The sequence below is a fragment of the Streptomyces ureilyticus genome, assembly GCF_011045025.1.
GTDB lineage: Bacteria > Actinomycetota > Actinomycetes > Streptomycetales > Streptomycetaceae > Streptomyces > Streptomyces ureilyticus.
Window position 1 is genome coordinate 1 of the sequence record NZ_JAAKZX010000038.1, and the last position, 26,481, is coordinate 26,481.

General features: G+C 69.8%; 24 protein-coding genes and 2 pseudogenes. 5 read left to right on the plus strand and 21 right to left on the minus strand.

The genetic code is table 11. The features are described from left to right. The 4 genes from G6048_RS14730 to G6048_RS14745 all read right to left on the minus strand — a co-directional run. Positions 1-224, minus strand: a 224-nt coding sequence (locus G6048_RS14730) for a beta-lactamase family protein (protein ID WP_235989829.1), incomplete at its 3' end; no start/stop codon positions are given. Then, the gene (locus G6048_RS14735) at positions 221-427 is read right to left on the minus strand and encodes a hypothetical protein (protein WP_165339978.1); all 207 of its coding nucleotides are present in this window, start codon (positions 425-427) and stop codon (positions 221-223) included. The genes G6048_RS14730 and G6048_RS14735, both read right to left, overlap by 4 nt. Beyond that, positions 424-810 carry a hypothetical protein gene (locus G6048_RS14740; protein ID WP_165339979.1) on the minus strand — a complete coding sequence of 129 codons (387 nt, stop codon included), beginning with the start codon at positions 808-810 and terminating at the stop codon, positions 424-426. Before G6048_RS14740 ends, G6048_RS14735 begins: the two co-directional genes overlap by 4 nt. Before the next feature lie 394 nt (positions 811-1,204). Next, a complete protein-coding gene (locus G6048_RS14745; RefSeq protein ID WP_165339980.1) occupies positions 1,205-2,302 on the minus strand; it encodes an alpha/beta hydrolase fold domain-containing protein in 1,098 nt (365 codons plus the stop codon). Positions 2,303-2,579: 277 nt separating this feature from the next. Here G6048_RS14745 and G6048_RS14750 point away from each other — a divergent pair, with 277 nt between their 5' ends. Together G6048_RS14750 and G6048_RS14755 are read left to right on the plus strand one after the other, a co-directional pair. Then, positions 2,580-3,407, plus strand: coding sequence for an SDR family NAD(P)-dependent oxidoreductase (locus tag G6048_RS14750; RefSeq protein WP_165339981.1), 828 nt, complete (start codon positions 2,580-2,582; stop codon positions 3,405-3,407). Between the two features lie 616 nt (positions 3,408-4,023). After that, entirely contained in the window at positions 4,024-5,268 is a 1,245-nt protein-coding gene (locus G6048_RS14755) for an MFS transporter (protein ID WP_328825985.1), read from the plus strand. An 802-nt stretch (positions 5,269-6,070) separates the two neighbouring features. On the opposite strand, the gene G6048_RS14760 is transcribed toward G6048_RS14755, so the two are convergent. The 7 genes and pseudogenes from G6048_RS14760 to G6048_RS14790 form a co-directional block, all read right to left on the minus strand. After that, entirely contained in the window at positions 6,071-7,744 is a 1,674-nt protein-coding gene (locus G6048_RS14760; protein WP_165339983.1) for an FAD-binding dehydrogenase, read from the minus strand. 420 nt (positions 7,745-8,164) lie between these two features. Then, positions 8,165-8,384: pseudogene (locus G6048_RS14765) on the minus strand (alpha-hydroxy-acid oxidizing protein); the annotation flags it as partial. A 43-nt stretch (positions 8,385-8,427) separates the two neighbouring features. Next, positions 8,428-10,146, minus strand: coding sequence for an ISAzo13 family transposase (locus tag G6048_RS14770; RefSeq protein WP_165339984.1), 1,719 nt, complete (start codon positions 10,144-10,146; stop codon positions 8,428-8,430). A gap of 117 nt (positions 10,147-10,263) precedes the next feature. Beyond that, positions 10,264-10,686, minus strand: a complete 423-nt coding sequence (locus G6048_RS14775; protein WP_165339985.1) for a hypothetical protein — start codon at positions 10,684-10,686, stop codon at positions 10,264-10,266. 187 nt (positions 10,687-10,873) lie between these two features. Next, a pseudogene (locus tag G6048_RS14780) lies at positions 10,874-12,025 on the minus strand (TROVE domain-containing protein); the annotation flags it as partial. After that, positions 11,998-12,705 (minus strand): HNH endonuclease signature motif containing protein, encoded by a 708-nt coding sequence (locus G6048_RS51810; RefSeq protein ID WP_165339986.1) that lies wholly within the window; start codon positions 12,703-12,705, stop codon positions 11,998-12,000. The gene G6048_RS51810 and the pseudogene G6048_RS14780, both read right to left, overlap by 28 nt. Before the next feature lie 75 nt (positions 12,706-12,780). Continuing rightward, positions 12,781-14,244 (minus strand): alkaline phosphatase PhoX, encoded by a 1,464-nt coding sequence (locus G6048_RS14790; protein WP_165339987.1) that lies wholly within the window; start codon positions 14,242-14,244, stop codon positions 12,781-12,783. Between the two features lie 255 nt (positions 14,245-14,499). Here G6048_RS14790 and G6048_RS14795 point away from each other — a divergent pair, with 255 nt between their 5' ends. Next, positions 14,500-14,787 (plus strand): hypothetical protein, encoded by a 288-nt coding sequence (locus G6048_RS14795; protein WP_235989831.1) that lies wholly within the window; start codon positions 14,500-14,502, stop codon positions 14,785-14,787. 40 nt (positions 14,788-14,827) lie between these two features. Here G6048_RS14795 and G6048_RS14800 read toward each other — a convergent pair whose 3' ends face one another. Then, a complete protein-coding gene (locus G6048_RS14800; RefSeq protein ID WP_165339988.1) occupies positions 14,828-16,255 on the minus strand; it encodes a hypothetical protein in 1,428 nt (475 codons plus the stop codon). 318 nt (positions 16,256-16,573) lie between these two features. Between G6048_RS14800 and G6048_RS14805 the strand changes: the two genes are divergently transcribed. After that, positions 16,574-18,406 carry an endonuclease/exonuclease/phosphatase family protein gene (locus G6048_RS14805; protein ID WP_165339989.1) on the plus strand — a complete coding sequence of 611 codons (1,833 nt, stop codon included), beginning with the start codon at positions 16,574-16,576 and terminating at the stop codon, positions 18,404-18,406. Positions 18,407-18,503: 97 nt separating this feature from the next. On the opposite strand, the gene G6048_RS14810 is transcribed toward G6048_RS14805, so the two are convergent. From G6048_RS14810 to G6048_RS50930, 5 genes are all read right to left on the minus strand, one after another. Beyond that, the gene (locus G6048_RS14810; RefSeq protein ID WP_165339990.1) at positions 18,504-19,211 is read right to left on the minus strand and encodes an antibiotic biosynthesis monooxygenase; all 708 of its coding nucleotides are present in this window, start codon (positions 19,209-19,211) and stop codon (positions 18,504-18,506) included. 121 nt (positions 19,212-19,332) lie between these two features. Beyond that, entirely contained in the window at positions 19,333-20,208 is an 876-nt protein-coding gene (locus tag G6048_RS51815; protein WP_206341605.1) for a DUF3618 domain-containing protein, read from the minus strand. Further along, positions 20,205-20,618, minus strand: a complete 414-nt coding sequence (locus G6048_RS14820; RefSeq protein ID WP_165339991.1) for a phage holin family protein — start codon at positions 20,616-20,618, stop codon at positions 20,205-20,207. The genes G6048_RS51815 and G6048_RS14820 overlap by 4 nt, the downstream gene beginning before the upstream one ends. A 56-nt stretch (positions 20,619-20,674) precedes the next feature. Continuing rightward, positions 20,675-21,370, minus strand: a complete 696-nt coding sequence (locus G6048_RS14825) for a hypothetical protein (RefSeq protein ID WP_165339992.1) — start codon at positions 21,368-21,370, stop codon at positions 20,675-20,677. After that, entirely contained in the window at positions 21,367-21,498 is a 132-nt protein-coding gene (locus tag G6048_RS50930) for a hypothetical protein (protein ID WP_268978792.1), read from the minus strand. The genes G6048_RS14825 and G6048_RS50930 overlap by 4 nt, the downstream gene beginning before the upstream one ends. A gap of 173 nt (positions 21,499-21,671) precedes the next feature. Here G6048_RS50930 and dapA point away from each other — a divergent pair, with 173 nt between their 5' ends. After that, the gene (dapA, locus tag G6048_RS14830; RefSeq protein WP_165339993.1) at positions 21,672-22,607 is read left to right on the plus strand and encodes a 4-hydroxy-tetrahydrodipicolinate synthase; all 936 of its coding nucleotides are present in this window, start codon (positions 21,672-21,674) and stop codon (positions 22,605-22,607) included. Here dapA and G6048_RS14835 read toward each other — a convergent pair. The 4 genes from G6048_RS14835 to G6048_RS14850 form a co-directional block, all read right to left on the minus strand. Then, complete coding sequence (locus G6048_RS14835) at positions 22,568-23,791, minus strand: YncE family protein (RefSeq protein ID WP_165339994.1); 1,224 nt, start codon at positions 23,789-23,791, stop codon at positions 22,568-22,570. The two genes, dapA and G6048_RS14835, sit on opposite strands and share 40 nt — an antisense overlap. After that, entirely contained in the window at positions 23,788-24,345 is a 558-nt protein-coding gene (locus G6048_RS14840) for a SigE family RNA polymerase sigma factor (protein ID WP_165339995.1), read from the minus strand. Before G6048_RS14840 ends, G6048_RS14835 begins: the two co-directional genes overlap by 4 nt. 160 nt (positions 24,346-24,505) lie before the next feature. Beyond that, positions 24,506-25,495, minus strand: coding sequence for a 2,3,4,5-tetrahydropyridine-2,6-dicarboxylate N-succinyltransferase (dapD, locus tag G6048_RS14845; protein WP_165339996.1), 990 nt, complete (start codon positions 25,493-25,495; stop codon positions 24,506-24,508). A 95-nt stretch (positions 25,496-25,590) separates the two neighbouring features. Then, the gene (locus tag G6048_RS14850; protein ID WP_165339997.1) at positions 25,591-26,481 is read right to left on the minus strand and encodes a CU044_5270 family protein; all 891 of its coding nucleotides are present in this window, start codon (positions 26,479-26,481) and stop codon (positions 25,591-25,593) included.

Genomic DNA, 26,481 nt, shown 5'->3' on the forward strand with positions numbered 1-26,481 from the left:
GTAGCGGCCTTGGCGAACCGGTTGATCAGACTGTCCCGAACGGTGTAGTCCTCCACCAGGTCACCCACCCCGCTGCTCATGTCGAGCAGATGCTCGATGGTCACCCCGTCGAAGGCGGAGCCCACCAGCCCCCGGCAGTACACCGTCACCGACTCGGTCACATCCTTGATCGCCCCCTCGTCGAGGGCGATCCCGATCAGCATCGACGTCACCGACTTGGTCATCGAGAACATCTGGAACCGAACGTCGACCCCGGACACTCCACGAAGGACAGCGCATGATGCGCACCACCCCACGCGAACAGGCCCGGCTCGTCCTCGGCCAGCCAGCCCCGCTCCACCAGCCGTTTCAGCTTCGAACGGAACCCCTCCACCTTGTTCTTGTCCGTCGGCAACCCCAGCGCGGCGCACAGATGATGCGCCCTCATCGGATGCACCGCATCTGCAACACCTCGACGACGTCCCGGTACGAGCGCGGCAGCACATCCGCCTCAACCCCCGGCTCCCACTGCGGCACCAGCCGCACCCCGACCGGCGATCCCGCCCCGCTCCGGTCCACCGGCAGCGGGACTTCCTCGGCAGCCTCGTCCACGGACACCGTCACCGCCCCCTCGCCGGACAGGATCTCCGTCATCGTCTCCCGTGTGATCTCCAGCCGGGACAGCACAGCCTCTCGCTCGGCAAGACGACCAGCCAACTCCTCCATCCGCGAGCGAAGTTCACTGATCTCGGCCCGGGCAGCCGCCTCCCGCCGCTCGATCTCCTCCAGCCACGACACCATCGCCGCTTCCAAGACCACGTCCTGGGACACGACGATCCGCCGTCCGCGCACGCACGGCAACGGCGCACGGCATCACCGGCTCACTGAGAAAGAGCCGCACCCAAGCCGCATGACACCTCCACGAACTAACGCAGAGCAGCACTAGGCAACAGGCGTCACAGCCGTCCCAGCGATGATCGAACCGGGATCGGCTGCCGCGCCGCACTGGAGCTCGCCGATGATGTCTGGGCGGACGAGCCGGCAACAGGGGAGCCACACGTTCCCACAGGTCATCAGGCGCAAGATCGACAGGCACCCAACAGATCCTGCCGACACGACACCCAACTGCCAAGTCACACAAGGCATTTCATTCCGAAACGATCAGTTGGACGGTAGGGCGGCAGACATGTACTACGTTCCTCCTGTTTCACCGGTGACGTCACATTCAGAGGCCGGCAGCGAAATGATGCACGCTCTCGACGGTCGCGTCGTACATGTCCGGGGTGGCGGCCCGGAGCATCAGATCGCCTCCGTGGCACGTCCCGGCCACTGTCCGTGACGTGGCCTCTACCCCGGCCTCGACGAGACGGCGGTGGTAGACCAGCCCCTCGTCACGCAGCGGGTCGAGCTCGTTGACGGAGATGGCGTGCGGCGGCAGTCCGGACAGGTCCTCGACCGTCGCGTGGCAGGGCCAACAGAGGGGATCGGTGGCGTGCTCAGCACCGGGGTCGTAGACCTCAGCGAAGATCGCGGACCCGTCACACGCCATGAAGTACCCGTCGTTCTCGACGAGCGACGGCAATGCCGCTTCACGCTCCTCGGCGCTGCCGCCGTAGAGGCCCGAGATGTACGGCGCCAGAGCGTAGACACCGTCGACGGCCGCGAGCCTGCCCTCGCGCTTGGCACGGATCGCGGTGGCGAGCGCAAGGTTGCCCCCACCCGACTCGCCCGCGACGGTGAGTGTGGAGATCCCCAGCGCCGTGCGGTGCTCGTGCACCCAGTCGAGCGCTGCTGCGCAGTCGTCGAGGCCGGCCGGGAACGGGTGCGCACCGAGTTCGCCACCACCGTTGCGGAACTCGACGCCGATGACGACGAGTCCGGTGGCGGCCAGCTCATCCTGGGACCGTGCGTAGATCGGCCCCGAGCCCTTGCACATCACCATGCCGCCACCGTGCAGATACAGGATCCCGGGCAACGGCGGGGCAGAGGAGTCCGCGGGCCGTGTCACGTACAGCTGGATGTCGTTGCCGGCCGGGCCGGTGATCGTCTCGGTGCGGTGGTCGAGCCCCGCTATCGGCTCCAGGCCGTCGACGAGCGCGGCGAGGAGTCCCTCGGTCTCGGCCTCGGCGGCCATGACGAACTCGAGTAGCTGCTCCCGCGGGGCGTCGGGACCGAACGGGGCAGGCTCGATGTTGTCGTCCAGGCCGAAGGGTGTCAGTGCCTCGACGACCCGTGGATCGGTGCGTGGGTCGGTACGCAGGTTTCGGGTGTGGTCGCCCAGGCGTCCGGGCCGTTCGATCGCCGTTGTGCTGTCCGCATTCATTATCACGCCTTTGCTCTCTCGCCGTCTGTCGGCGCCATCACTCTGACTTTCTGATCCATCGGTGTCAACAATGGTGCTAGCTCTGGTGTCAGCGTGAGTGTCACCATCGTTGACATGCTTTGGATGGGTGGTCATGATGACGACGGGGTCGCTGAACCCCCTCTCCGACACTCCACGAAGGACAGCGCATGACAGTCATCCAGGAAGAGCTGTACCGCAGGCCCGCCCCGGACGGACGCACGGTGAAAGCGCTCGCGGATCACAGTGACGGTGACCGATGAACGGCACTGAACTGTCCACCGCGCGCCGCCTGCTCGGGAAGCTGCCCTTCGTCGACCCGGGCCGGCCCCCGCTGCCCGCGAGATGCGCGTTCCTGACCGGTGCCAGCTCGGGCATCGGCAAGGCGCTGGCAGCCGAGCTGTGCGCCCGCGGCTACGACGTGTACCTCACCGCGCGCAGAATCGAGCTCCTGGAAGACCTGCGGGCACAGCTCACCGCCGCCTTCCCGCAGCGTTCGGTGACCGTGGCCGCCCTCGACGTGACCGAGTACGAGGCCGTGGCGCGGACGATCGACGACGCGGCCCGGCAATTCGGCGGACTCGGAATGGTCATCGCCAACGCGGGGGTCGACGCAGGGGGCAACATCGGGGAGGGCCGCTTCGAGGCGCACCGCGTGGTGGTCGACGTCAATCTGCTGGGTGCGATGGCGACCATCGACGCGGCCGTCGCACACTTCCGCAGCCAGGGCGGCGGGCAGGTGGTGGGTTTCTCCTCCGTCGTGGCCGGGGCGGGCCTGCCGGGCGGGGCGCCGTACTGCGCCTCCAAGGCAGGGGTCACGAGGTACCTTCAGTCGCTGCGAGGCGAGCTGTGGAACACCGGCATCACCGTGACCACGGTCGCCCCCGGCTACATCGACACCCCGATCAACGAATCCCTGGGCGACAAACGACCGTTCCTCATCGACACCCGCACGGGCGCCCGCAAGATCATGGACCGCGTCGAGGCCGGCGCCGTCCACGCGACAGTGCCCCGAGTGCCCTGGACCGTCGTCGAATACCTGCTGGCCCGGCTCCCGACCCGCCTGCTGCGGAAGGTCCATGCCTGACCACCCAGGCCCGGGGACCACTGACGCGCCGGTGCCGAGCCGCCATCACCCGGTGACCGTCGAGCCGGGCCAAGCCTTCGGCGCACACCGCACACCCGGCCCTGGTGCCACCCAGGGGGTGTTCTGAAGGTCCCGCACAGCACGCGCGGCGCCCGGTACGCACCCTCGCCGCACCGGCCGAAGACCCAAGCAGCTCCTCCCTCACTCTCGGCTTCGCTCGAGCGGGGGGACCCCCATCAAGGGCCTTCGTCCGGCACGCCGAGGGCACCCACCGAACACCGCGGGCACCGCACGGGCCTTTCAGAACACCCCTCAGCACCTGCCCGCTCCCGAGCCCCGGCCGGTTCCCTCACCTGCCGCAGCGCCCGCCAGAGCACCCCACACGCCCCGAGCACCACGTCGAAGACGTCTGGGTCGGCTGACCGCCAGCCGCCGGCCCGCGCCCCCGAACGCGTCCGGGCCGAGTCTGCCCTCTATGCCCGGAGGCTCCCTTCGCCACTCCAGTGCTGGACACGGCACCCGACCGCCTACCGGTTCCGAGGTTTCTGACGATGCTCCTCCTCCCTCCCGCTCCCGCGCCCGCCTGCCAGGCGGCCCTCCGTGCAAGGGGCATTCAGTGAAAACGAACAGCGACACCGCGCTGACGTTCACCGTCGCCGCTGCCCTGATCGCCGGAGTCACGCTGGGCAGCAGCGGCAGTAACGTGATGCCCGTCTTCGTGGACGACTTCGCCGACCGCTTCGACCTGTCCAGCACCAGCGCCGGACTCGTCGCCGCCAGCCAGCTGACGGCGGTCGCGATCACCACCCTCCTGCTCGCCAACCGCGCCGCCCGCCCCGGACGCGTCCGGATGGCCCGAGGCGGGCTGGCCCTGGCCGCCGTGGGATTCATCGGCGCCGCCATCGCTTTCGACATCCTGACGCTGATCATGGCCGGCCTGCTGCTCGGCGCCGGACTCGGAGCCGTCTACGCCGCCTCCACCGCCGCCCTGCCCGGCGCCGGCGACGACGCCGACAAGACCTCCTCGATCGCCATCATCGGCGCGCTGTTCGCGAGTGCCCTGCTGCTCCTCGCCTTCCCGGCCGTCAACGAGTCCGCGGGCGGAGGAACCGGCTTCTTCCTGCTGGCCGTGTGCTGCCTGCCCGGCTGGTTCCTGGTGGGCCACCTCCCCGACGGCCCCGACCCGGCGAGCAGTCCTTCCACGACCGCCCCCAACACAGCCTCCCGGCCGGCCCGTCCCTCCGCCGTGCTGCTGGCCGGCGCGGGCCTCCTGATGGCCGTCACGCAGGGAGTCTGGTCCTACGCCTCCGTCCTGGGGCGCGGCCACACCGGCATGTCTGCCTCTGTGCTCTCCGCCGTCCTGGCCGTCTCCAGCGTCGTCGCACTCGCCGGAGCCGTAGCCGGACCGCTCGCCGTGAAGCGCTTCGGCCGCCTGCGCTCGATGACCGGGTTCGTCGTCGTCGAAGCGTTCAGCACGGGGCTGCTCATCGTCACCCACAGCCCCACCCTGTTCATCGCCACCGCCGTCATCTGGCAGACGTGCTGGCTGGCCGTCCTGGTACAGATACTCGCCGCCGCCTCGGTCATCGACTCCACCGGACGGTGGGTGGCCGCCCTCAGCGGCGCCGGAGCACTCGGCGCAGGCATCGGCCCCCTGGCCGTCGGCGCGATCATGGACAACATGGGCGTCGGCGTCCTGAGCATCCTCCTCACCGCCGGAACACTCATCGCCACACTCCCCCTCCTCAAGATGACCGCGTCCAGCGACGCGGCAACAGACACCGCATCCGTCACACCCCACCCGCAGGCCACGCCCATCGCGAGGACGGCCACCGAGAAACCAGCCGCACCAGCGGAATGAAACACCCGCCCCACGGTGCGTCGACGGCGGCTGAATCCTGACCGGTGTGCTTCAACGCCAGGCGGGATACAGCGGAGCCGGGACTGACCCACCGCCCGGTCGCGAGAACGGCGAGCGGCCAGCTCGGGGCGGCGGTCATGCCCGTCAGGGAGCACGCCGTCAACAGGGCTGCGGCTCGGACGGCGGCGACCACTCCGAACCGTTGCACAAGTCGGGTCGGTGGTGACGCGACCTTCCGACGGGCATCCGCCCGGTACTGACTGCCAGAACGATTCGCTGCGCAGCTCGGGCCAGGTCCGGCAGCCCACAGACTTCGTCCTTGAAGCCCTGGTCCACCAGGGCCTACTCCAGGCGCATCCCGCACCGTTTGGCCGCCGTGTCGAGCAGGGCGGTGCCGGCGGTGTTGTCATGGGCGGAGGCGGCCAGGCGGCCAGTCCGCGCTTGCGGCCCGGCGTCTTCGTGCTCGCGTCCAGTCCTGACATCGTCGTCGCGCCGGTCGCCGAAGTCGCAGCCCGCAGCGTCTACGTCCTGGCCGGCACACGCTGGACCGACACCGCCACTGTGAACTCCACAAGGGGGCATCACGCTCGACGTTCCCGCGCCACTGGAACGCATCCCGGTCTTGTCCGCGTAACGATGCGCGCTCCGTCGGCGCATGTGTCGGGCAGGAAGGACAACTGCACGCTCTGCTTGGCGCCGGTGGGACCCGCCCACCACCCACGGGCAGGAGCCTTGTAGCCCAGTGCGCGCCGCAGGGGCGGTCGGTCAGGTTCCCCGACCGCCCCTGCCGCACGTTCGTCGATCAGGCGGCCTGCTTCGCCGCCGCCCGTCCCGCCGCTCGCCCGGAGAAGAGGCAGCCGCCGAGGAAGGTGCCCTCCAGGGCGTTGTAGCCGTGAACGCCTCCGCCTCCGAAGCCGGCGACCTCGCCCGCCGCGTAGAGACCGTCGATCGGGGTGCCGTCGACGCCCAGGGCGCGGGAGTCGAGGTCGGTCTGGATGCCGCCGAGGGTCTTGCGGGTGAGGACGTGGAGCTTGACGCCGATGAGCGGGCCGGCCGCGGGGTCGAGGATGCGGTGCGGGGTCGCGACGCGGCCGAGGCGGTCGCCGATGTAACGGCGGGCGTTGCGGATGCCCTGGATCTGGGAGTCCTTGCTGTAGGGGTTGGCGATCTGCATGTCGCGGGCCTCGATCTGGCGGCGCAGCTCCTCCGCGTCGAGCAGTGGCTTGTCCGTCAACTCGTTCATCCTGGTGACGAGTTGCTCCAGGGTGGGCGCGGTCACGAAGTCGGCGCCCTTGCGCAGGAACGCATCTACCGGGCCGGGGGCACCTTTGCCCAGCAGGCGGTCGCGCAGGACGGCACCCTTGTCCTTGGCGGTGATGTCGGGATTCTGCTCGGAGCCCGACAGCGCGAACTCCTTCTCGATGATCTTCTGGGTGAGGATGAACCAGGAGTGGTCGTACCCGGCGACGTCCCCGGTGGTGCGTAGGCACTTGAGGGTGCTGAGCGTGTCGTAGCCCGGCAGGCAGGGGTCGGGCAGGCGGCGGCCGAGGGCGTCGAACCAGAGGGAGGACGGACCGGGCAGGATGCGTATGGCGTGGCCGGGCCAGATCGGGTCCCAGTTCTGGATGCCCTCGGTGTAGTGCCACATGCGGTCGCGGTTGACCAGGCGGACGCCCGCCTCGGCGCTGATGTCGAGCATGCGGCCGTCGACGTATGCGGGAACGCCGGTGACCATGTTCGTGGGCGGGGTGCCGAGGCGCTCGGGCCAGTAGCGGCGGACCATGTCGTGGTTGGCGCCGATGCCGCCGGTGGTGACGATGACGGCTTGGGCGGTGAGTTCGAAGTCGCCGATGCGGTCGCGGTTGGAGGAGACGCCCCGGGGCGAACGGTCTTCGGCGAGCACCGTGCCGCGCACCCCGCGCGCGGAGCCTTCCTCGATCACCAGCTGGTCGACCTGGTGGCGGTGGTAGAAGGTGAGCAGCCCATCGCGGGCGGCCTGCTTGGCGTGGTCGACGAACGGCTCCACGACGCCGGTGCCGGTGCCCCAGGGGACATGGAAGCGGGGCACGGAGTTGCCGTGCCCGTCCGCCCGCAGGTCACCCCGCTCGGCCCAGCCCACCGTCGGCAGCAGCTTGATGCCGTGCCCGTCCAGCCAGGACCGCTTCGCCCCCGCCGCGAACTCCACGTACGCGCGCGCCCAGCGCACCGCCCAGGAGTCCTCGTCGTCGACCCGGTCGAACTGCGCGCTGCCCTGCCAGTCGTTCCAGGCCAGGTCGAAGGAGTCCTTGATGCCCAGGCGCCGCTGCTCCGGGGAGTCGACCAGGAAGAGTCCGCCGAAGGACCAGAACGCCTGACCGCCGAGGTTGGCGGCGTTCTCCTGGTCGACCAGCGCGACCCTGCGGCCCCGGCTGGTGAGCTCGTACGCGGCGACCAGGCCCGCGAGGCCCGCTCCGACGACGATGGCGTCCGCATCCATGGCGACCGATCCCTTTCTTGTTGGAGGGCTCGTTGGGGAACTCATTGCGGGGTGCCGCTGACGTCGGTCAGCAGCGCGTTGAGCAGCTGTTTGAGCCAGACGCGGGCGCTGTCGACGTCCTGGGCAGTTCAGTGCCGTTCATCGGTCACCGTTCCTGTGATCCGCGAGCGCCTTCACCGTGCGTCCGTCCGAGGCGGGCCTGCAGCACAGCTCTTCTTGGATGGCTGTCATGGCTGCCCTTCCTGGAGTGCCGGAGGGGGGTCCAACGACACCGCCGTCATCATGACCACTCACCCAAAGCCATGTCAACACCGGTGACATCTTTGCTGACACCGTCGTTATCACCACTGTTGACACCGGTGGAGTGGCGAGCCAGAGTGAGTGCGCCCCGGTTCCTCAAGGCGAACGTGTTGTGGCGTCTCACATGACGTGCTGGAGGGGTTCCGGAGTGAGGTGACCGAGGGTGGGATAGCCGTCGACGGCCATGATCAGGTCGGCTTCGGCGAGCAGTGAGCGCAGCAAGTGAACGATGCCGTCGGTGTCGCCGAGGGCGATGGCCTTTGACGATGTCGGCTCCGCTGCGGACGCCGGAGTCGAACAGGACCGGCAACCCGTCAGCGGCCTCGACGACAGCGGGCAGTGGGGGCCTCCCCCAAGGCCGGGTAGTTAGGGCCCGTAAAGAATCAACACGTTGCTGCGGTCTCTGTCGTGAGGGTCACGCCGTGTGCGGCGGCGTGGACGAGGAGTCCGGCCACGGTGTTGAGGTGTGCTGCTGGGGGTCGGGGTGTGTGTGAGTGCTGGTCCATCAGTCGCCGGATCTCGCTGGTGGTGTGGCGGATGGTGTCCTTGCTGACGGCGAAGAGGTGGGCCAGCACGGTAGGCGGCAGGGCGAGGTTGTGTTGCAGCACGGTGGCCAGGACGCGGTCGGCCAGGTCGAGTTTGGCTTTGCGGCCGCCGCCCGGAGCCCGGCGTCGCTCGCCGCCGTCGCGTCGGGCGGCGGGGTCCTGTCTCTGCAGCGTCTGCCAGTCGGCGGTCAGGGTCTCGGTCAGCTCGGTCAGCTCGGTCAGCTCGGTCAGCTCGGTCAGTGCAGCGCAGGTCATACCGGTCAGCGCGGGATGTGACAGAGCTCTGCGGTCGAAGACTGCCGTCGGCCCGGGTGTTGGTCCGGTGGGGCCTGCCGGGCTGGCGGGGTGCGGGTGCACGGTGTAGTTCCATTCGCCGTGAAAGGCATGTCCGGTGACCGGCACTGCGTTCAGCTCGGCATCGCTGACCTTCACACCGATGGGATAGGCGCCGGTGTCGAGTTCCGCGTGGACGGTGAGGCCGGTGCGGGTGGTGGTCGCGGCGATGGATTGCACGACGACTTCGTGGCTGTTCAGCGGTCTGCCGCGCCAGGTCATGGTGATCGCGGAGAACAGCCGATGCTCCACCTTGTTCCACTTCGATGTGCCCGGCGGCATGTGGCAGACCGTGACGGCCAGGCCGGTCCGGGCGGCGAACGCGGCCAGCTCGGTCTTGAAGGCCCGGGTGCGATAGCCGTTGGAGCCGCCGGCATCGGCAGTGATCAGTAGACGTCTGGCCTGCGGATAATCGAGGCTTCCTTGCCCGTTCCACCAACGGCGGATCGATTCGACCGCGAAGGCTGCGGTGTCGTGATCCGTACCGACGTTCACCCAGCCGGTGTTCGCCGCCAGGTCGTAGATGCCGTAGGGCAGGGCCTTGCCCAGTGCATCACCGGGGAAGTCATGGACATCAACCCGCACGGGCTCACCGGCCGGCCGCCATTGACGTCCCGCGTTCTTGAACTCCCCGACGATTTCCTTCTTTTTCGTGTCCACGCTGACCACCGGCTCGCCGTCCGCCTGATGGTCCTTGACCTGGCCGTTGATGTACTGAAACTGCGCGTCGCGGTCGGCGTGTTGAACGCCTTCAAGGGTCTTGGCATTGGCCTGCAGACTGAAACCGTTCTCCCGCAGCAGCCTGCCCACGGTCGGCGCCGAGGCGGTACGGCCCTGCCTCGTCAGCTCCCCGGCCAGAGACCGCAGCGACCTGGTCGTCCACCGCAGCGGCGACATCGGATCGCCCCGCTCATCCGGCTCGACCAGCGCCAGCAACGCCGGAACGAGCAGCGGGTCAAGCTCCTCGGCGCTCTTGCGACCGCCGCCGGCCCGGCGCACCCGGCCATCGGGCAATGGGTCCTCACCGCCCTCCAGCTCGAAGACCCCCTTGCGCACCGTCGTTTCGCTCACCCCTGCGGCATGGGCGACGGCCCGAACCCCGCCGTGCCCCAGCAGCCGGGCCTCGGCGGCCAGCGCCAGCCGCTGCTGCCGCTCATTCAGATGAGGCAACAACACCCCGAGTTTCAGGGCAAGTTGGTCACGAACCTCGTTCGATATGGGCATACCACACCAACGACAGCAAGACCGGGAAGCAACGTGTTGATTCTTTACGGGCCCTTAGGTGCGCAGGCCTCGTCGACGCTGTAGGGCTCGGCGCCGACGAGGCCTGACCGGGTGGGATCAGGGCCGGAAGCCCCATACGTGAACCGCAGTCCCGTAGGTGTGCCCATCTGCTTCTTCGACGTGGAACCGCGCCGAGGCGAGGATTCCCAGAAGGGCGGCCCGCATACAGGTATGGACGGTTTCGTAATGGCGAATCGCGTAGGGCAGATTCGAAGGATCAAGTTCCCCCGGCGGAATGTTCAGAGCGGCAGCTGTCAGCTCTGGCCCCGTGTTCCATTCCACCAGCACCCCGCCGTCGGCCAGAGGGTCCACATGAACCTCCGCCCCAGGCCTGTCTTCGGACTCGCCGCCAAGGACGATCCGGTGAACGGGAATCCCAGCCTGGGCCAGTACGTGGCAGACATGATCGGCCAGTGCGTTGCGCCGGGCGATGACATCCGGCTGGGCTTTTGGCGGCAGATCGAATCCGTGCTCGCTCATGCGTCTCTCACGTCCCTTCCTGCTGTTGACCTGCCAGGGAAGACGCCGAGCGCCCGCCGCCAGGCTGCTTGACGTACTTGGCCAGAAGTTGCTTTGCCGAACTTTCGATGCCCGTGTGAGGCGGCACACGCAGCCCCGCACAAGCGTGTGGCCCGCACCGAAGTGCGGGCCACACCCCTACCGCCGCTCAGGCCATCCAAGGCCAGTCAGCATCCCGCGCCGACTCGAGCAGCGGCACCATCCGGAACGCCGCGTCCGACAGGCCGCCGAACACGTGGCGGTTGCCCTTTCCGGACGGGCCGTGGCCCGCCTGGTAGCCGGCCAGGTTCCAGGTGTAGACCGGGATCTTCGCCGGTACCTGCTCGGTCGGGTCGCCGTGGTTGCTGTACGCGGCCTGCTCGTCCGTGACGATCAGTACGCGGTCGTGCTTCTTGTAGTGCTTGCGCACGGCCTCGGTGGTGTTGGTGCCGCCGAGGTCGCCGAAGCGGTCGAGCACCTTCAGCACGGACTCGCCCTTACGGAACCGCACCCGGTTGCTGCTCGTGCCGAACTCGACGAGATCCGCGTCCGCCGCCCGCAGCGCGAGCGCCGTGCCGAAGATCGCCGCGGCGTCCGCCCGGTTCAGCTCCGAGCGGTCGGACAGCCGCGACCAGAACATCGAGCCCGAGCGGTCGACGAGCACCAGCGTGCGGCCCGGCAGGGCGGGCACGTTGGCCAGCGAGTGACCGAGCGCCTGCTCCAGCGGGTACGACCAGCGCAGCGACGGCGCGTGCTGGTACGCGGCGAGGTAGCGGAACGGGAACTGCCGCGAGCGCGCCACCTCCGCCGGGTCGCTGATCTTGGCGGCGACCTGGGCCGCCACCTCGTCCGAGACCCCGGCCTCGTCGAAGTTCCGCAGGTTGCGGACCAGCGCCATCGCGCCCATGGACGGGATCACGGCCTCCCAGGCCGCCTTGTCCATCGGACCCTGGAGCCAGCCGGCCAGCGCCTCCCACGTGATGCCCGCGTCCGCGAGACGCTGCGCGCCGCCCGCACCGGTCACGACCCTGCGCCGCTTGGCGGGCCGCAGTGCCATCAGGTCACGGTGGGCCGCCAGTACGGGCAGCGACTTGGGCACCACTGCCGTCTCCGGGTGGTGCCGGCGGTCGAGGGCGTACTGGAACAGGTCGCCCTGCCACGGCTTCTGAGGGTCCGGCGCGGCGTGCACCAGGTTCAGGATGTCGCCGAAGCGGTAGCCCTTGGACGCCGTGTCGTACTTCAGGAGCGACTTGGCGCTGTAGAGGCGGCGTACGGCGTCGGCGACGCCGCGCTTCACGGGCTTCGGGATGGCTCGGCCGTACGCTGGCCGAGCCAGACCTCTTGGTAGCGGCGGCTCTGCTTCTGGCGCACCGGCTGGACACGGGGGTTGTTCAGGTGCTGGTAATTAGGCGTCAGCGCATGGCAGTTCGGGCACAGTAGGCGTAGGTCTTCCGGACGATTCTTCGTACGGTCGCCGTCAATGTGGTCGACGTGCAGAGGAATCCGCCCTGAGACAGGGTTGACTTCGGCCCACCCGCACTTCTCACAGCGCTGCCCCCTGAGGAGGACGAGCCCTTGGCGCACCCTCCAGTCCGGCTGGCCGTTATCCCTCGTGCCGCTGACCTCGCCCGCTTGCCACGCAGCGAACCATCGCGCGAACGTGCCTGTGCGCTCGTAGCGGTCATCGTTGAAGCACTCCCACGAGCAGTACGGGCCGACACAGCGGGGGCGCCGCTCTGTTGTCCCGCAACGGAGGCACGGCGGGGGCTCCCCACGACGTGCCTCCGCCTCGTGCCGACGGGTCACGTTGGCGCAGTCCCGGCTGCAGTGGACCGCGCCGCGGGTCAGGATGGGCTTGCCACACTGAGGACATGGCGGCTTGGGCTTCCGGTGTGACTCAGCGCGCTGTCGCGCCGTCCCCTGGAGACTGCAGCGGTTGCTGCAGTAGCGCCTGCGTTTTTCCTTCACCGGAGTGCCGCACTGTTCGCACAACTTGGACATGCCGGAACGCTATGTCCCGCGCCGTCAACCGTCCGCCGAATCGGACAGACCCACCCATACGAGTGACCTTGCGTTCTATCGCTTCTGACGCTTCCAGGGCCCCGTGATCGCGAGCAGAATGCCCGGGTCCTGGATGTTGGCGTAAAGGGTCTTTCCGTCGGGCGAGAAGGTGACGCCGGCGAACTCGCTGTATTCCGGCTCCTCTTCGGTGCCTACGTTGAGGTCGTTGCGGGCGATGGGGTACGTACGGCCGCTGTCCGTCGCGCCGAAGAGGTGCGAGACGCCCTCGCCGTCCTCGGCGAGGATGATGCCGCCGTAGGGGGAGACGGTGATGTTGTCGGGGCCGTCGAAGGCGCCGTCCTTGGAGGGGTCGGGGTTCACGCCGAGGAGGACCTTGAGGGTGAGCGTGCGGCGCCTGGGGTCGTAGAACCAGACCTGGCCGTCGTGCTGGACGGGGCTCTCGTCACGGGCGTACGAGGAGACGATGTACGCGCCGCCGTCGCCCCACCACATGCCTTCGAGCTTGCGGGCGCGGGTGACCTCGCCCTCGTCGAACTGCTTGCGCACCGCGACCGTCTTGGCGTCGCGGTCGGGTACGTCCACCCAGTCGACCCCGTACACGGTGCCGATCTTCGTGGCGCGGGACAGGTCGTCCACGTAACGGCCGCCGGAGTCATAGCACTTGGGGGCCTGCAGGACGCCGGCGTCGTCGGCGAGGGTGCGGAACTTGCCGCGGCCGTAGGTGAATCCCTTCGGCGGGACCCAGCGGAAGAAGAGGCCGTTGGGCTCGTCGTCGTCCTCGGTGAGGTAGGCGTGGCCGCGCTTGGGGTCGATGACGACGGCCTCGTGGTCGTAACGGCCGAAGAACTTCAAGGGCTTGGGGTCGCGGTTGGCACGGCGGTCGGCGGGGTCGACCTCGAAGACGTACCCGTGGTCCTTGGTCATGCCGTTCTCGCCGGCGCGGTCGGAGTTCTCCTCGCAGGTGAGCCAGGTGCCCCAAGGGGTGCTGCCGCCCGCGCAGTTGGTGGAGGTGCCGGCGATGCCGACCCACTCGGCGACCTGGCCGTCGGGGCGCACCTCGACGACCGTGCAGCCGCCGGACGCGGCCGGGTCGTAGACGAGACCCTTGGTGAGGGGCACGGGGTGGTCCCAGTTGGCGCGCGGGCCCTTGAGCTCGTGGTTGTTGACGAGGAGGGTCGTGCCGCGCGGGCCGCGGAAGGCGGCCGTGCCGTCGTGGTTGGACGGGGTGGTCTCGCCGGACTCCAGCTTGGTCTTGCCGCTGTGGGTGAGGACGCGGTACGAGAATCCGGCGGGCAGCGCGAGGATGCCCTTGGGGTCGGGGAGGAGCGGGCCGTAGCCGACGCCGCCGCCTCGGCGTTCCGCGTCGTCCGCGGATTCCGCGTCGTCCCCCATGGTCTCGGTGTCCTGGGTCGCGAGGGCGCCGGGCGCGGTGGCGAAGGCGCCGACGCTGCCGACCAGGGCGACACCGGCACCGGTGATCGCGGATCGTCTGGCGAAGTCCCTACGGGTGAGCGACATGCTGTCTGTTCTCCTGTGACGGTGGAGTGGGACCGTGGAGGGTGGCCGATTGTCGACCTTTGGCCATACCGTTCCGCCTGCGCCTGAACACTGGCTGAACGGGGACCGACAACCGAAGGGCCAAGGACCCACCCATACGGCCCACTAATTCCGGCGTGCGAACGAATGATCGGAAGAATCTTCGTAAAATAGACAGCAACCGTCCGCACGACCCAACAGCAACCATCCGTACGCACCCATGGGAGGCGAGCCGGAGTGGACGCACGTCAGGCGCGCCGCCTCCATGAGGACCGGCTGATGAGGCTGGCTCATGTGACCGGGGTCGGCATCGGACAGGACGAGGACTCGGGCGAGGACGTGATCGTCGTCTTTGTCACCCACGAGGTGCCCCGCGACCACCTCCGGCCGGAGGACGTGATTCCGGACGAGCTGGAGGGCGTACCCGTACGCGTGCTGCCGATGGGCGATGGCGAGACGCAGGACCAGCCGGAAAACGAGGCAAAGGGCGAGACGGAGCAGGAACAGTCACACAAGGGCCCGTAAGCCCGCGTCCCCGAACTCAGCCCCCTACAGCGCTCAGCGCTCAACCCCCTTGCTGCGACCGCGCCTTGAACGCCGCCTTACGGGCCTCCTTGGCGACCTTCTTGTCCGGGTGGAGCCGTCCCATGGCCTCCAGGACGTCCGGCGTGGCCGGGTGGTCGACGCGCCAGGCGGCGGCGAAGAAGCTGCTGTGCTGGGCCGCGAGCCCCTGCACCAGGGCCTGGAGTTCCTCGGAGTTGCCCTCCGCCGCCAGCTGTGCGGCGATCGTGTCGACGGTCAGCCAGAAGACCATCTCTTCGGAGGGTGCGGGCACGTCGGGGGCGCCGCGTTCGGTGAGCCACACCCGGGCGAGGCCGCCCAGTTCGGGGTCGTCGAGCACTTCGCGCAGGGCCTGCGCGGCCTCCGACCCGACGAGCGACAGGGCCTGCTGGCAGAGCAGCCTGCGCAGCGGTGCGCCCGGGTCGGAGCCGCGGGCCGCGGTCAGCAACTCCCGTGCCGCGGCGAGGGGTTCACGCCGGGCCAGCCACTGCTCGGTCTCGGCCTGTGCCGCCGCGGGCGGGAACGCGGCGGTGCCCTCGAGCAGGGCGTCCGCCCCCTTGTCCGCGAGGTCGCCGACCGCCGGGGCGGAGAGACCGCCCTCCTGGAGCCGGGTGCGGATGCCGTAGAGGCCAAGCGGGGTGAGCCGCACCATTCCGTACCGCGAGATGTCCGTCTCGTCCGACGGCGCCGCGGGCTCCTCCTCGGGGTCGGTCATCAGGGCCTCGTCGACGGGCTGAAAATCGACGAGACCGGCCGGCTCCAGGAGCCGGAACTGGTCGTCGAGCCGCATCATCACGTCCGACACCTGCTCCAGGACGTCGTTCGTGGGCTCCGCCATGTCATCCGGCACGATCGCCGAGGCGGCGAGCGCGGGCAGCGGCACGGGGCTGTCGCCGGGTCCGTCCTCGCTGACGGTCAGCAGGTAGAGGTTGCCGAGCACTCCGTCGAGGAAGTCGGCCTCCGCGTCCGGGTCCCAGTCCAGGGCGGAGAAGTCGATCTCGCCGTCCTCGTCCACGGCGGTCATGATGTCGTCGAGGTCGGGCACGCTGGCGTCGGCGAGCACCGTGTCCAGGGCTCCGAGCCACAGGGCCAGTACGTCGGCCGGCGCACCGGAGGTGACCAGTTCCAGTTCGGCGCCCTTGTCGACCGTCCCCTCCTCCTCGTCCATCACGGCGACGAGCCCGGTGTCCACGGCGACCCGCCAGGCTTCGCTCGCGAGAGCGGCGGCGTCCTCGCCCTCGAGGCCGAGTTCCGCGGCGGCGTCCGGCAGTTGCTCCTCGACGAGTTCGCCGCCGGCTCCGACCCGGATGTCCGGGCCGGCCCAGCGGGCGAGGCGGACGGCACGGGAGAGCAGCGGGGTGGCGAGCGCGTCCCGCGCGAGCTCCGCTTCGGACGTCAGCCGCACCGGCGGCAGGGTGGAGCTGTCTGACATCGGCTGGTTCTCTCCTCGGACGTACAGACGTGCACACATGCGTGGGGTCGGGCGGCCGTCCGGACGTCGTACGCCGACCGCCGCCCCTTGACCGCAGCCTAGACGGATTTCAACCCACTCGGCCTAGTTCATGAACCTGTCAGAACCCGTACATGGCTGAAACCTTGACAAGTCACCTTGCCACACACGAGATTGACGCGCGTAGAGCTCAAGGGCTCCACAGACTCCACTGGTTCCACCAGTCCCTTGCACCACCCGCGTCCAGTCCCTTGCACCACCCTCGTCCCGGCGCTCATGTAAGTCCCCGGAGGGATTCCGTTGCCGAGCAAGACTTCCGCGCGCATAGCCGCGCTCACCGTCGCCGCCGTCTGTTCCACCGTCTCCGCCGTGGTGTTCACCGGCTCCGCCCAGGCGGAGGCCGTAGCCGTCCACGACATCCAGGGCAGCACCCGGACCTCCCCGCTCGCGGGTCAGCAGGTCACGGAGGTGACCGGCATCGTGACGGGCGTACGGACCTACGGTTCGTCCCGTGGCTTCTGGATCCAGGACCCGTCCGCGGACAAGAACCCGGCCACCAGCGAAGGCATCTTCGTCTTCACCAGCTCCACGCCGAAGGTCGCCGTCGGGGACTCGGTGAAGGTCTCGGGCACCGTCACGGAGTTCGTGCCGGGCGGTGCGTCCTCGGGCAACCAGTCGCTCACGCAGATCACCAGGCCGACGGTGACCGTGGAGTCGAGCGGCAACGCACTTCCGGCGGCCACGACCATCAGCGGTCATTCGGTACCGCGCGCGTACGCGCCGACCGGCGACAAGGGCGCGAACGGTTCGGTCAACGGACTGGCGCTCCAGCCGCGAAAGTACGCCCTCGACTTCTACGAGTCGCTGGAGGGCATGAACGTCAAGATCGGCTCGTCGCGCGTGGTCACCGCCACCGACCCGTTCTCCGAGCTGTGGGTGACGGTGAAGCCGTGGGAGAACCCGACTCGCCGCGGCGGCACCGTCTACGGCTCGTACGACGCGCAGAACACCGGCCGGCTGCAGATCCAGTCGCTGATCCCGACCGCCACACAGCCGTTCCCGACGGCGAACGTCGGCGACACCCTGAAGGGCGCCACCGAGGGCCCGCTCGACTACACCCAGTTCGGCGGCTACACGCTGACCGCCCGCACCCTGGGCACGGTCGCCGAGGGCGGCCTTGAGCGCGAAACGACCCGTAAGCAGTCGCGGAGCGAGCTGGCGGTGGCGACGTACAACGTCGAGAACCTCGACCCGACGGACGACTCCTTCGCCGACCACGCCGCCGCGATCGTGAAGAACCTGCAGTCGCCCGACATCGTGTCCCTGGAGGAGATCCAGGACAACAACGGCGCGAAGAACGACGGCACGGTCGCCGCCGACGAGACGATGCGCAAGCTCATCGACGCGATCAAGGCCGCGGGCGGCCCTGCGTACGACTGGCGGTCCATCGACCCGGTCGATCTCGCGGACGGCGGCCAGCCGGGCGGCAACATACGCAACGTGTTCCTCTTCAATCCGGCGCGCGTCTCCTTCACCGACCGTGCGGGCGGCGACGCGACGACGGCCGTGGGCGTCACGAAGGCGTATGGCAAGGCGCAGCTGACCGTGTCCCCGGGGCGCATCGATCCGGCCGGCGAGGCGTGGGAGGACAGCCGCAAGCCGCTCGCGGGCGAGTTCGTCTTCCGCGGCAAGACCGTGTTCGTGATCGCGAACCACTTCGCGTCGAAGGGCGGTGACCAGGCACTGCACTCCCAGTTCCAGCCGCCGGTCCGCTCCTCTGAGACCCAGCGCCACCTCCAGGCGAAGTCGGTGAACGCCTTCGTCAAGGACATCCTGGCGAAGCAGAGGAACGCCAACGTCGTCACGCTCGGCGACATCAACGACTTCGAGTTCTCGCAGACGACGAAGCTCCTTGAGGACAACGGCGCCCTCTACTCGGCCATCAAGTCCCTGCCGAAGAGCGAGCGTTACAGCTACGACTTCCAGGGCAACAGCCAGGTCCTCGACCAGATCCTGATCAGCCCGTCGATCCGTAAGTACCGCGACTTCGGCTACGACAGCGTGCACATCAACGCGGAGTTCGCCGACCAGATCAGCGACCACGACCCGCAGGTGCTCCGGTTCAGGCCGTAGTCCCTGTGCGCGGACGAGCCCGGCCCCGTCGTCCGGGGGGCCGGGCCCGTCCGCTATACGCGCCGGAATTCGGCCTCGTGTGTCTCGCGTGTACGGGTCACTCCGGGACGAGTCCCAGGGCGTACTCGTAGCGGTTCACGCCGCCGTTCTCCGTCAGCCCCGGCCAGGTCTGTACGCGCTTCCACAGCTCGGTGGCCGAGCCGATGCCCTCGCCGGGGGCGGCCAGGGCATCGATATGGGCCTGCGCGCTCTCCCACTCCGCGTAGTTGAGGACCCTCGTGCCGTCGGTGCTCAGGTGGAAGTGGGCGGAGATCCCGCCGGGGTGCTGGTTCGGCTCGCTCTCCAGGGCCTCGAACACGGCGTCCACCCAGGCACGCTGCCGCGCCGGATCGGGCCCGTCGAACTCGACGTCGACGATCACGATGCAGCCCGGCACCCGCGGCTCCGCCTCGGGACGGGTGAGGCTGCGGTAGTGCCGGTACCGTCCGAGGGCCACCCGCTCGATGCCGGGCACTGCGGTGTCGATCTCGTCGACGCGCTCTTGCCGGTGCACCTTCGTGAACGCCTCGTACGCCTGCTCGTCAGCCCACTGCGAGTGGTGCAGCAGGGTCGTGCCGTTGTGCCCGGTGTAGACGTAATAGCCGAGCAGGCCCTGGGTCGGCCAGGGCCTGCTCTCCCAGGTGGCGGCGATCGCTTCGACCGTCTCCTTCTGGCGCTCGGGCGTCCCCACCCGCCAGGTGCTGAAGAACGGGGCTTCCACCTCGGGGCGGGTCAGGTCGGGGTGCGCGTCGGTACGGCGCGTCATCACAGCCTCCAGTGTTCGGTGCTTTGGTGCGAGCACCACCCACCCTCTGACCTCAACCAAAGTTCAGGTCAAGGCCAGAGGGCGGCGACACGGTGACTGTGCTGTTGTAGCGGCTCCGGGGTCAGTGACGGCCTACAGCGTGGCGGAGGTCGTCAGTGGCACGACCGAGGCCGGACGCGCGGCGGAAGCGGAGGCCGCTCGTGCGGCGGAGACCGACGCGGCGAAGCCCCGTGGTGCGACGGAGGCCCAAGCGGTCGAGGCCCGTCGTGCCGCGGAAGCCGGTGCGGCGGAACCCCCTGGTGCCGCGGAGACGGATACCGCCGAGGCCCCTCGTCCGGCGCAGACCGCCGAGCCCCCTCGTGCGCTGGAAGCCCATGCGGCCCAGGCCCCTGTAACGGCCGACGAAGCCGATGCGGCCGAAGCCGGGCATCCGGCGGCTGCCCACGACATAGCGGTGGCCGGTGATGTAGCGGTGGCCGTGGGACTGACGCCGCAGAAGCGCCGCCACGATCGCAGCTCCCGCTCCGCCGATCAGCAGCGACCTGGGGTGTCGCCGCCCGGCCTGGCCGACCGCTGTGGCGGCGTCGCGTACGGGCTGCGGCACGTTCGCCTGTACGGCATGCCCGGCGTGGGCCGCCTTGTCCTGTACGGCGTGCCCGGCGTGGGCCGCCTTGTCCTGCACGGCATGCCCCGCGCCGGAGGCCTTGCTCCTGAGCTTGGCGCCTCCCGCACGCGCGCGCCCGCGCACATCCGCCTTGGCGGCCAACTCCTCTACGGTGTCGCCCAGTTGCGCACGGGTCTGAGCGATCTGCTGTCGCAGCTCGTCCGGGCCCTTGGCCCCACGGCCCGCCTTCTCGGCACCTTCGGGCGCGGCGGACTCCGTGGACTCCCCGGCCCCGGCGGCACCGGTGGCCCCGGTTGCGCCGACCGCAGCGGCCCCGGCCGCCCCAGCGGCTTCGGCGGCCTCGGAGCCGTTCTTGTTCTTCCTCTCCTTCATCGCTGAGCCCTTTCCTTGATTTCGTCGACGTCGGCCCGGACGCTTTCAAGGGTCTCCGCGGGCAGGGGCGGCGTGGCGCGGCGCAGTTGTGCGCGGCCGATGAGGCCCAGGACGGCCGCGATCGTGAAGAGCACGGCCGTGATGATGAGCGCCGACGCCCACACGGGCAGTTCCAGGGCCAGTGCGGCGGTGCCCGTGCCGGCCAGCGCGATCAGGCCGACGTACGCGATGGCGCCCGCCGCGCCGAGGAGCCCGCCGCCACGTCCCGCGCGCTTGCCCTTCTGCGTCAACTCCTCTTTCGCGAGCTGTACTTCCTGCCGTACGAGTGCGGAGAGCTGTTCGGTGGCCTGTCCGACGAGGTCACCCACCGAGTGGTGTTCCTCCGGCCGCCGCTGCAGGGTCTCGGTCACGGCGCCCCGCCTCCTCTCGTCTCGGGACGCCGCCCGAGTACCCCGACGGGCCGCCGCTACCCCTGCCCAGTTCCGCGCTCGCCTGGTTCTCCCAGCCGCGCCAGCTGGGTCTGGAACCAGTCGAGGCGCGCCTGCAGCAGCGCGGCCTCGGCGACCAGCTCGGACACGCCCAGCCCCTCGGGCAGGTCGCCGCCGGACGGTGCGGCACCTCCGCCGGCCCGTACGGCCCGTACCCGCAGCCCTTCGCCGCCCAGCCGCGCGAAGGTCGCGAGGGATACGGACGGACGGCCGCGTACGCATCCGGCGCAGCTCGCCGCGAGGGCCCGCCAGCCGGGCCTGCCCCATCCGGCGTCGGCCAGCGCCACGGCCACGGAGCCGCAGCTACAGGGGCCGACCGTGGCGGTACGCACCCGCTGCCGCGCGTAACGGAACCCGAGCTCGAAGCGGAGGTACGCGCCGAGGACCGACACCTCGAGGAGTACGGCGGTCCGGTGCTCGGCGGTGCACAGCATGGCCTCAGCCGCCGTGCGGTCGTGCACGCAGTGGAAGCCGCAGTCGCAGCGGCGATGCGGTGCCCGGTGCCGCAGCCCGTAGACGCAATGGGCCTCGTCGAGCACCTCGTACGGCAGCGCGCCGCCCAGCGACACACCGGTGAACCCGGCCCGGCTGCCGTCCTGCGACAGCATCGGGTGGGCGATCTTGAATCCGGTGGGCGGCTCCGCCGGACGTTCCTCGGGGAGCCGCCACTTCATCGCGCGACCGGAACCTCTTCGACGGCGGGCTCCAACTCCGCGATCTCCTCAACGAGTTGAAGCTCGTCCTCGTCCACGCGCGGCTGCTCCTCCGCGACTCCGGTGGCGAGCGCCTTACCCAGCCTCATAACGCCTCCCGTGACCGATCACCAACTGCCGTCCTCGCCATGGTGACCCAAACACCGCCGAGTTCCTAGACCACGCCCGCCCGCTCGAGTTCGGCCACGGCGCAGCATTCCTTACGGATATCTCGTAGCAGAATTAAGTGGAGCTTCAACGTCGGTGTGCCGACACTACGGACATGACCACACCCTCCGCACCGCCCTTCGGCCGCGCCCTGTGCGCGATGATCACGCCCTTCACCGAGGAAGGGCTCCTCGATCTGGACGGTGCACAGGCGCTGGCCGAGCGGCTGGTCGCGGACGGGTGCGAGGGTCTTGTGCTGTCGGGGACGACCGGGGAGTCGCCGACCACGACGGACACCGAGAAGTCCGCGCTCGTACGGGCCGTGGCCGAGGCGGTCGGCGGGCGCGCCGCCGTGGTGGCGGGCGTCGGGACCTCCGACACACGGCACACGATCGAGCTGGCCCAGGAGGCCGAAAAGGCGGGCGCGGACGGCCTGTTGGTGGTCTCGCCCTACTACAGCAAGCCGCCCCAGGACGCCCTCGATGCCCACTTCCGGGAGATCGCGGACGCGTCCGGACTGCCGCTCGCGCTGTACGACATCCCAGGCCGCACGGCCACCCGCATCGAACCGGAGACCATGCTGCGCCTCGCCGCACATCCACGGATCGTGGCGGTCAAGGACTGCGCGTACGACCTCCTCGGCACCCAGAAGGTACTGGCCGCCACGGACCTCGCGTACTACACGGGCTGCGAGGAGTTCATCCTCCCTCTGTACGCGGTGGGCGGCACCGGCTACATCAGCACCGTCGCCAACGCCGCACCCCGCCAACTCCGGGCAATCCTGGACGCGTTCGACGCCGGAGAGTCCGGGGAGGCCGCCCGCCTACAGCGCCGGGCCATCCCCCTCATCGAGCTGATGATGGCGTCCGGCCTCCCCGGCACGGTCACGGCGAAGGCCCTGCTCGGCGCACTCGGCCTGCCCGCCGGTCCGGTACGCGGACCGCTGCGGCCCGCCGACCGCGAGACGGTCGACGGGCTGCTGGCGGCGTACGAGGAACTGATCAGCGCTGGTCAGCGCGAGCTGAACAACGGGTCCCACCGGCCCGGGTAGTCGGCGCTCGCCTTGCGGAAGTCGCTCAGCGGGACGACCTTGTTCGTGCCGACGGTCACCAACAGCAGCTGGTTGCGGAACTCCCCCGTGCCGCTGCACTTCTCGGGATCGCAGCCCCAGGCGATGAGCCGCTTGTTGTCGGCCCAGGCGAGGAGTTGCTGGACCGGCACCGTAGTGACCCGCTTGCCGGTCTTCGCGTCGTTGATCGCGGAGGCGATCTCCTTCGGTCCCCGGCCGGCGAACTCCCCCGCCGCGAGCTTGCCGTCCGGCGAGAGGCCCGCCTCGGCGTAGCCGAGGGACTTCTCGTTCGCCGGCCAGTCCGCCTCGTCGCCGTTCAGGTCGTAGTACTCACGGTACGGCTCCATCGCCCTGTGCGCGTAGACGAGCTTGCCGTCATGGCTCCAGTCGAAGTCCTCGCGGGGGTTCCCGAACCAGCCGAACTCGTCCGGCTTGTCCGGCGCCTTGTGCCATTCCGACGTGCCCGAGTCCACATCCACGACGGCGAATCCGGTCCGGCTCTGCACGGGTCCCGGAACCTCCTTGCCGTCCACGTTCTGGGGGTGGTCGGCGGAGTTACGGTCGGGGTTCCTGCTGTAGGTCGTCGCGACCAGCTTCTCGCCGTCCGGAGAGAAGGCGACACCACCGACACCGCGGTCCACCGGAATCCAGCGCTCCACCTTGCCGCTGATCAGATCGAGCAGCCCGATACGCCGGGCGGGCAGCTCGCCTTCCAGCACGGCGGCCGTCCGTGAGCCCGGTGCGATGTCCAGGAAGGCCCACTTCTTGGTCTTCACGTACTTGCCGGTCTTCTGGTCCAGCAGACCGTAAGTACGGGTGAAGATGGTGTCGCCGTTGGGCTGCTTGACGTTCTTGTAGACCCAGAAGGCGGACAGCACCGTGTCCCCGGCTGCGATCAGATCGCGCGGCGGCGACTGGTTGGGGTGGCCGATGATGTCGCTCTTGTTCATCTGGCTCGCGGGCCGTACGTCCTCCTCGCCCCCAGTCGCCAGAGGCACGGCCACCGCGACGGCGACCGCGGCGGCGGTGGCCGCCGCGACGGACGCGAGCGTACGGGTGCGGCGGCGCCGGACGGTCAGGACGCGGTCTGCGAAGCCCGGGCCCAGAGGCGGCTGTTCGGTGGCCTGTTCCCGCAGGGATTCACGCACCAGGTCGTCGACATTCATGGGCGTACCTCCACGGGGGAGTAGTCACGGGAGGGGGGCTGCTCGGCGTCGGCGAGGCCGAGTGCGGCCAGTTCGGGCGCGAGGGCGCGCAGCCGGGCAAGCGAGCGGTGCGTGGTGGAGCGCACGGTCCCGACGGAGCAGCCGAGGATGCGGGCCACGTCGGCCTCCGGCAGATCCTCGAAGTACCGCAGCACGAGCACGGTCCGCTGCCGCGGGGTCAGCCGTGCCAGTGCCCCGCGCATGACGATGCGCAGCTCGGCGGCGGAGGCGGCGTCACCGCCGCCCGTACCCTCGGGCGGCTCGGCGACCGTCAGCTCCCGTCTTCGCCACTTCAGCCGCCACCGGCTCACCTGCTGCCGGTACAGGATCCGCCGTACGTATGCCTCCGGCTCGTCGATCCGCTGCCACCGGCCCGCGGCCTTGATCAGCGCGTTCTGCAGGAGATCCTCGGCGGCGTGCCGGTCTCCGCCGCTGAGCAGGACGGCGGTCTTCAGCAACGCCGACGACCGGTTCTCCACGAACTCCCGGAAGCGCTCCTGCCCTTGGGCATCCATCGTCACCTTCTCTTCCCCGGCGGGCCTCCCCCGCTTTGCATTCCTTGTGACGCGCGCGGCCTGCTCCCGCTATGCCTGCGCTACAAGGAAAGTTCCCGCCTCCGCACAGCCGAGCGCCCTCCCGCGGTCGGCGGGAGGGCGCTCGGCACGCATACGTACGTCAGTTGTGGCTGTGCAGGATGTCGTTCAGCCCGCCCCACGCCGCATTGTTCGGCCGCGCCTCCACCGTGCCGCTGACCGAGTTGCGGCGGAAGAGGATGTTCGAGGCGCCGGAGAGTTCGCGGGCCTTGACGATCTGGCCGTCGGGCATCGTGACGCGGGTGCCGGCGGTGACGTACAGGCCCGCCTCGACCACGCACTCGTCGCCCAGCGCGATCCCGACGCCCGCCTCGGCGCCGACGAGGCAGCGCTCGCCGATCGTGATGCGGACATTGCCGCCGCCGGAGAGGGTGCCCATGGTGGAGGCGCCGCCGCCGATGTCCGAACCGTTGCCGACCACGACACCGGCGGAGATGCGGCCCTCGACCATCGACGTGCCGAGCGTGCCGGCGTTGAAGTTCACGAAGCCCTCGTGCATGACCGTGGTGCCCTCGGCGAGGTGCGCGCCGAGCCGGACCCGGTCGGCGTCGGCGATGCGTACGCCCTTGGGAGCCACGTAGTCCGTCATGCGCGGGAACTTGTCGACCGACGTCACCCCAAGGTGGAGGCCCTCAGCGCGGGCGTTCAGCCGGACCTTCTCGAGGTCGTCGACGGCGACCGGGCCGAGCGAGGTCCAGGCGACGTTGGCGAGGTGCCCGAAGATGCCGTCCAGGCTCTGGCCGTGCGGCTGCACCAGGCGGTGCGAGAGCAGGTGGAGGCGCAGGTACACGTCATGCGCGTCGAGGGGCTTCTCGTCGAGCGAGGCGATGACCGTACGGACCGCGACCACCTCGACGCCCCGGCGGGCGTCCGGGCCGACCGCCGCGGTCGCGCCTCCGCCGAGCAGCTCGGCGGCCCTCTCGGCGGACAGCCGCTCCGTACCGGACGGGCCGGGGTCGGCGACGAGCTCCGGCGCGGGGAACCAGGTGTCGAGAACGGTGCCGTCGGCGGCGACCGTGGCGAGGCCGGCGGCGACAGCGCCGGTGGTGCGAGAAGCAGTCGTGTCGGTCATGAGGGAAACCTAACCGGCCGGGGCCACCAGGGTCGAACCGGTGCGCCCGGCATCTCACGTGCCGGGCGCACCGCTCCGCTCCCCTCAGCCGCCGGTCAAGGGCGCTCGCCCTTCTTGTCGACCAGCCCCATGGCGAGCCGCGCGCCGCTGATGATGACCTGGTCCTCGCCCTCGAGGAAGCGGTAGCCGCTGGCGAGGTACGTCGTCGGGTCGAGCAGCGTCTCGTTGCGGCCTCCGTCCATACCGCCGCCCTTCAGATAGAGCGCGATCGCGTTGCGTCCCTCCACGTCCTGAACCTGGGCGGCCCGTACACCGGGGATCGTGGCCATGGCCCGGTACACCTTGGCGAGCCCTTCGGGGTCGATCACATACGCCCGGCTGATGAGCGCGCTGAGTGCCCGGTACTCGTGCTGCGTACGGGTCTCCTGCGGGTCGGTGGCGTTGAAGAAGGCGCGTGCCTCGGCGCGTACCCGCTGCGGATCGTCGGGCAGGCTCTTGAGGAACGCGTACTGCTCGCGGGGCGAGTGGTCGTCGCCCGCCTTCCCGTCTTCCATGGACGGATCGGCGTACTTGATCCAGTCCTCGCTCGTGTGGGGCCCCGGCTGCTCGTCGTCCGTCGTGTTCGTCTCGACGGACTTGAGATAGACCCACTGGCCATCGCGCGGGGTGGCGGGGCGACGCGCCGCGATCACGTCCGCCGCCTCGTTCAGCAGGTGCTTCGCGCTGCCGAGTTCCAGCGTGTAGCCCGGCTGGGAGCCCGGTTGCGTACGTCCGTCGTCGCCCACCACCTGCGTGCCGATCAGCGCGGCCGCCGTGATCGCCGCCGCGGCCCCGACCGTGGCGAGCCGCCAGTCGGCGCGCATCCTGCGGCCGCGAGCACCGCGTCGTGCCTCGCGCAGCAGCCGGTCGCGTCCTTCGGCGAGCCGGGCACGGGACGGGGCGGGGGCGTCCGCCCGCAGTTCACGGACCGCTGTCATCTCGTCCAT

What these genes read in the sequence shown, in the direction of transcription:
- G6048_RS14735 (WP_165339978.1), bottom strand. Translation starts at nt 427, where the DNA reads ATGAGGGCGCATCATCTGTGCGCCGCGCTGGGGTTGCCGACGGACAAG.
- G6048_RS14745 (WP_165339980.1), bottom strand. Translation starts at nt 2,302, where the DNA reads ATGAATGCGGACAGCACAACGGCGATCGAACGGCCCGGACGCCTGGGC.
- G6048_RS14750 (WP_165339981.1), top strand. Translation starts at nt 2,580, where the DNA reads ATGAACGGCACTGAACTGTCCACCGCGCGCCGCCTGCTCGGGAAGCTG.
- G6048_RS14760 (WP_165339983.1), bottom strand. Translation starts at nt 7,744, where the DNA reads ATGGATGCGGACGCCATCGTCGTCGGAGCGGGCCTCGCGGGCCTGGTC.
- G6048_RS14770 (WP_165339984.1), bottom strand. Translation starts at nt 10,146, where the DNA reads ATGCCCATATCGAACGAGGTTCGTGACCAACTTGCCCTGAAACTCGGG.
- G6048_RS14775 (WP_165339985.1), bottom strand. Translation starts at nt 10,686, where the DNA reads ATGAGCGAGCACGGATTCGATCTGCCGCCAAAAGCCCAGCCGGATGTC.
- G6048_RS51810 (WP_165339986.1), bottom strand. Translation starts at nt 12,705, where the DNA reads ATGTCCAAGTTGTGCGAACAGTGCGGCACTCCGGTGAAGGAAAAACGC.
- G6048_RS14790 (WP_165339987.1), bottom strand. Translation starts at nt 14,244, where the DNA reads ATGTCGCTCACCCGTAGGGACTTCGCCAGACGATCCGCGATCACCGGT.
- G6048_RS14800 (WP_165339988.1), bottom strand. Translation starts at nt 16,255, where the DNA reads ATGTCAGACAGCTCCACCCTGCCGCCGGTGCGGCTGACGTCCGAAGCG.
- G6048_RS14810 (WP_165339990.1), bottom strand. Translation starts at nt 19,211, where the DNA reads ATGACGCGCCGTACCGACGCGCACCCCGACCTGACCCGCCCCGAGGTG.
- G6048_RS51815 (WP_206341605.1), bottom strand. Translation starts at nt 20,208, where the DNA reads ATGAAGGAGAGGAAGAACAAGAACGGCTCCGAGGCCGCCGAAGCCGCT.
- G6048_RS14825 (WP_165339992.1), bottom strand. Translation starts at nt 21,370, where the DNA reads ATGAAGTGGCGGCTCCCCGAGGAACGTCCGGCGGAGCCGCCCACCGGA.
- G6048_RS50930 (WP_268978792.1), bottom strand. Translation starts at nt 21,498, where the DNA reads ATGAGGCTGGGTAAGGCGCTCGCCACCGGAGTCGCGGAGGAGCAGCCG.
- dapA (WP_165339993.1), top strand. Translation starts at nt 21,672, where the DNA reads ATGACCACACCCTCCGCACCGCCCTTCGGCCGCGCCCTGTGCGCGATG.
- G6048_RS14835 (WP_165339994.1), bottom strand. Translation starts at nt 23,791, where the DNA reads ATGAATGTCGACGACCTGGTGCGTGAATCCCTGCGGGAACAGGCCACC.
- G6048_RS14840 (WP_165339995.1), bottom strand. Translation starts at nt 24,345, where the DNA reads ATGGATGCCCAAGGGCAGGAGCGCTTCCGGGAGTTCGTGGAGAACCGG.
- dapD (WP_165339996.1), bottom strand. Translation starts at nt 25,495, where the DNA reads ATGACCGACACGACTGCTTCTCGCACCACCGGCGCTGTCGCCGCCGGC.
- G6048_RS14850 (WP_165339997.1), bottom strand. Translation starts at nt 26,481, where the DNA reads ATGGACGAGATGACAGCGGTCCGTGAACTGCGGGCGGACGCCCCCGCC.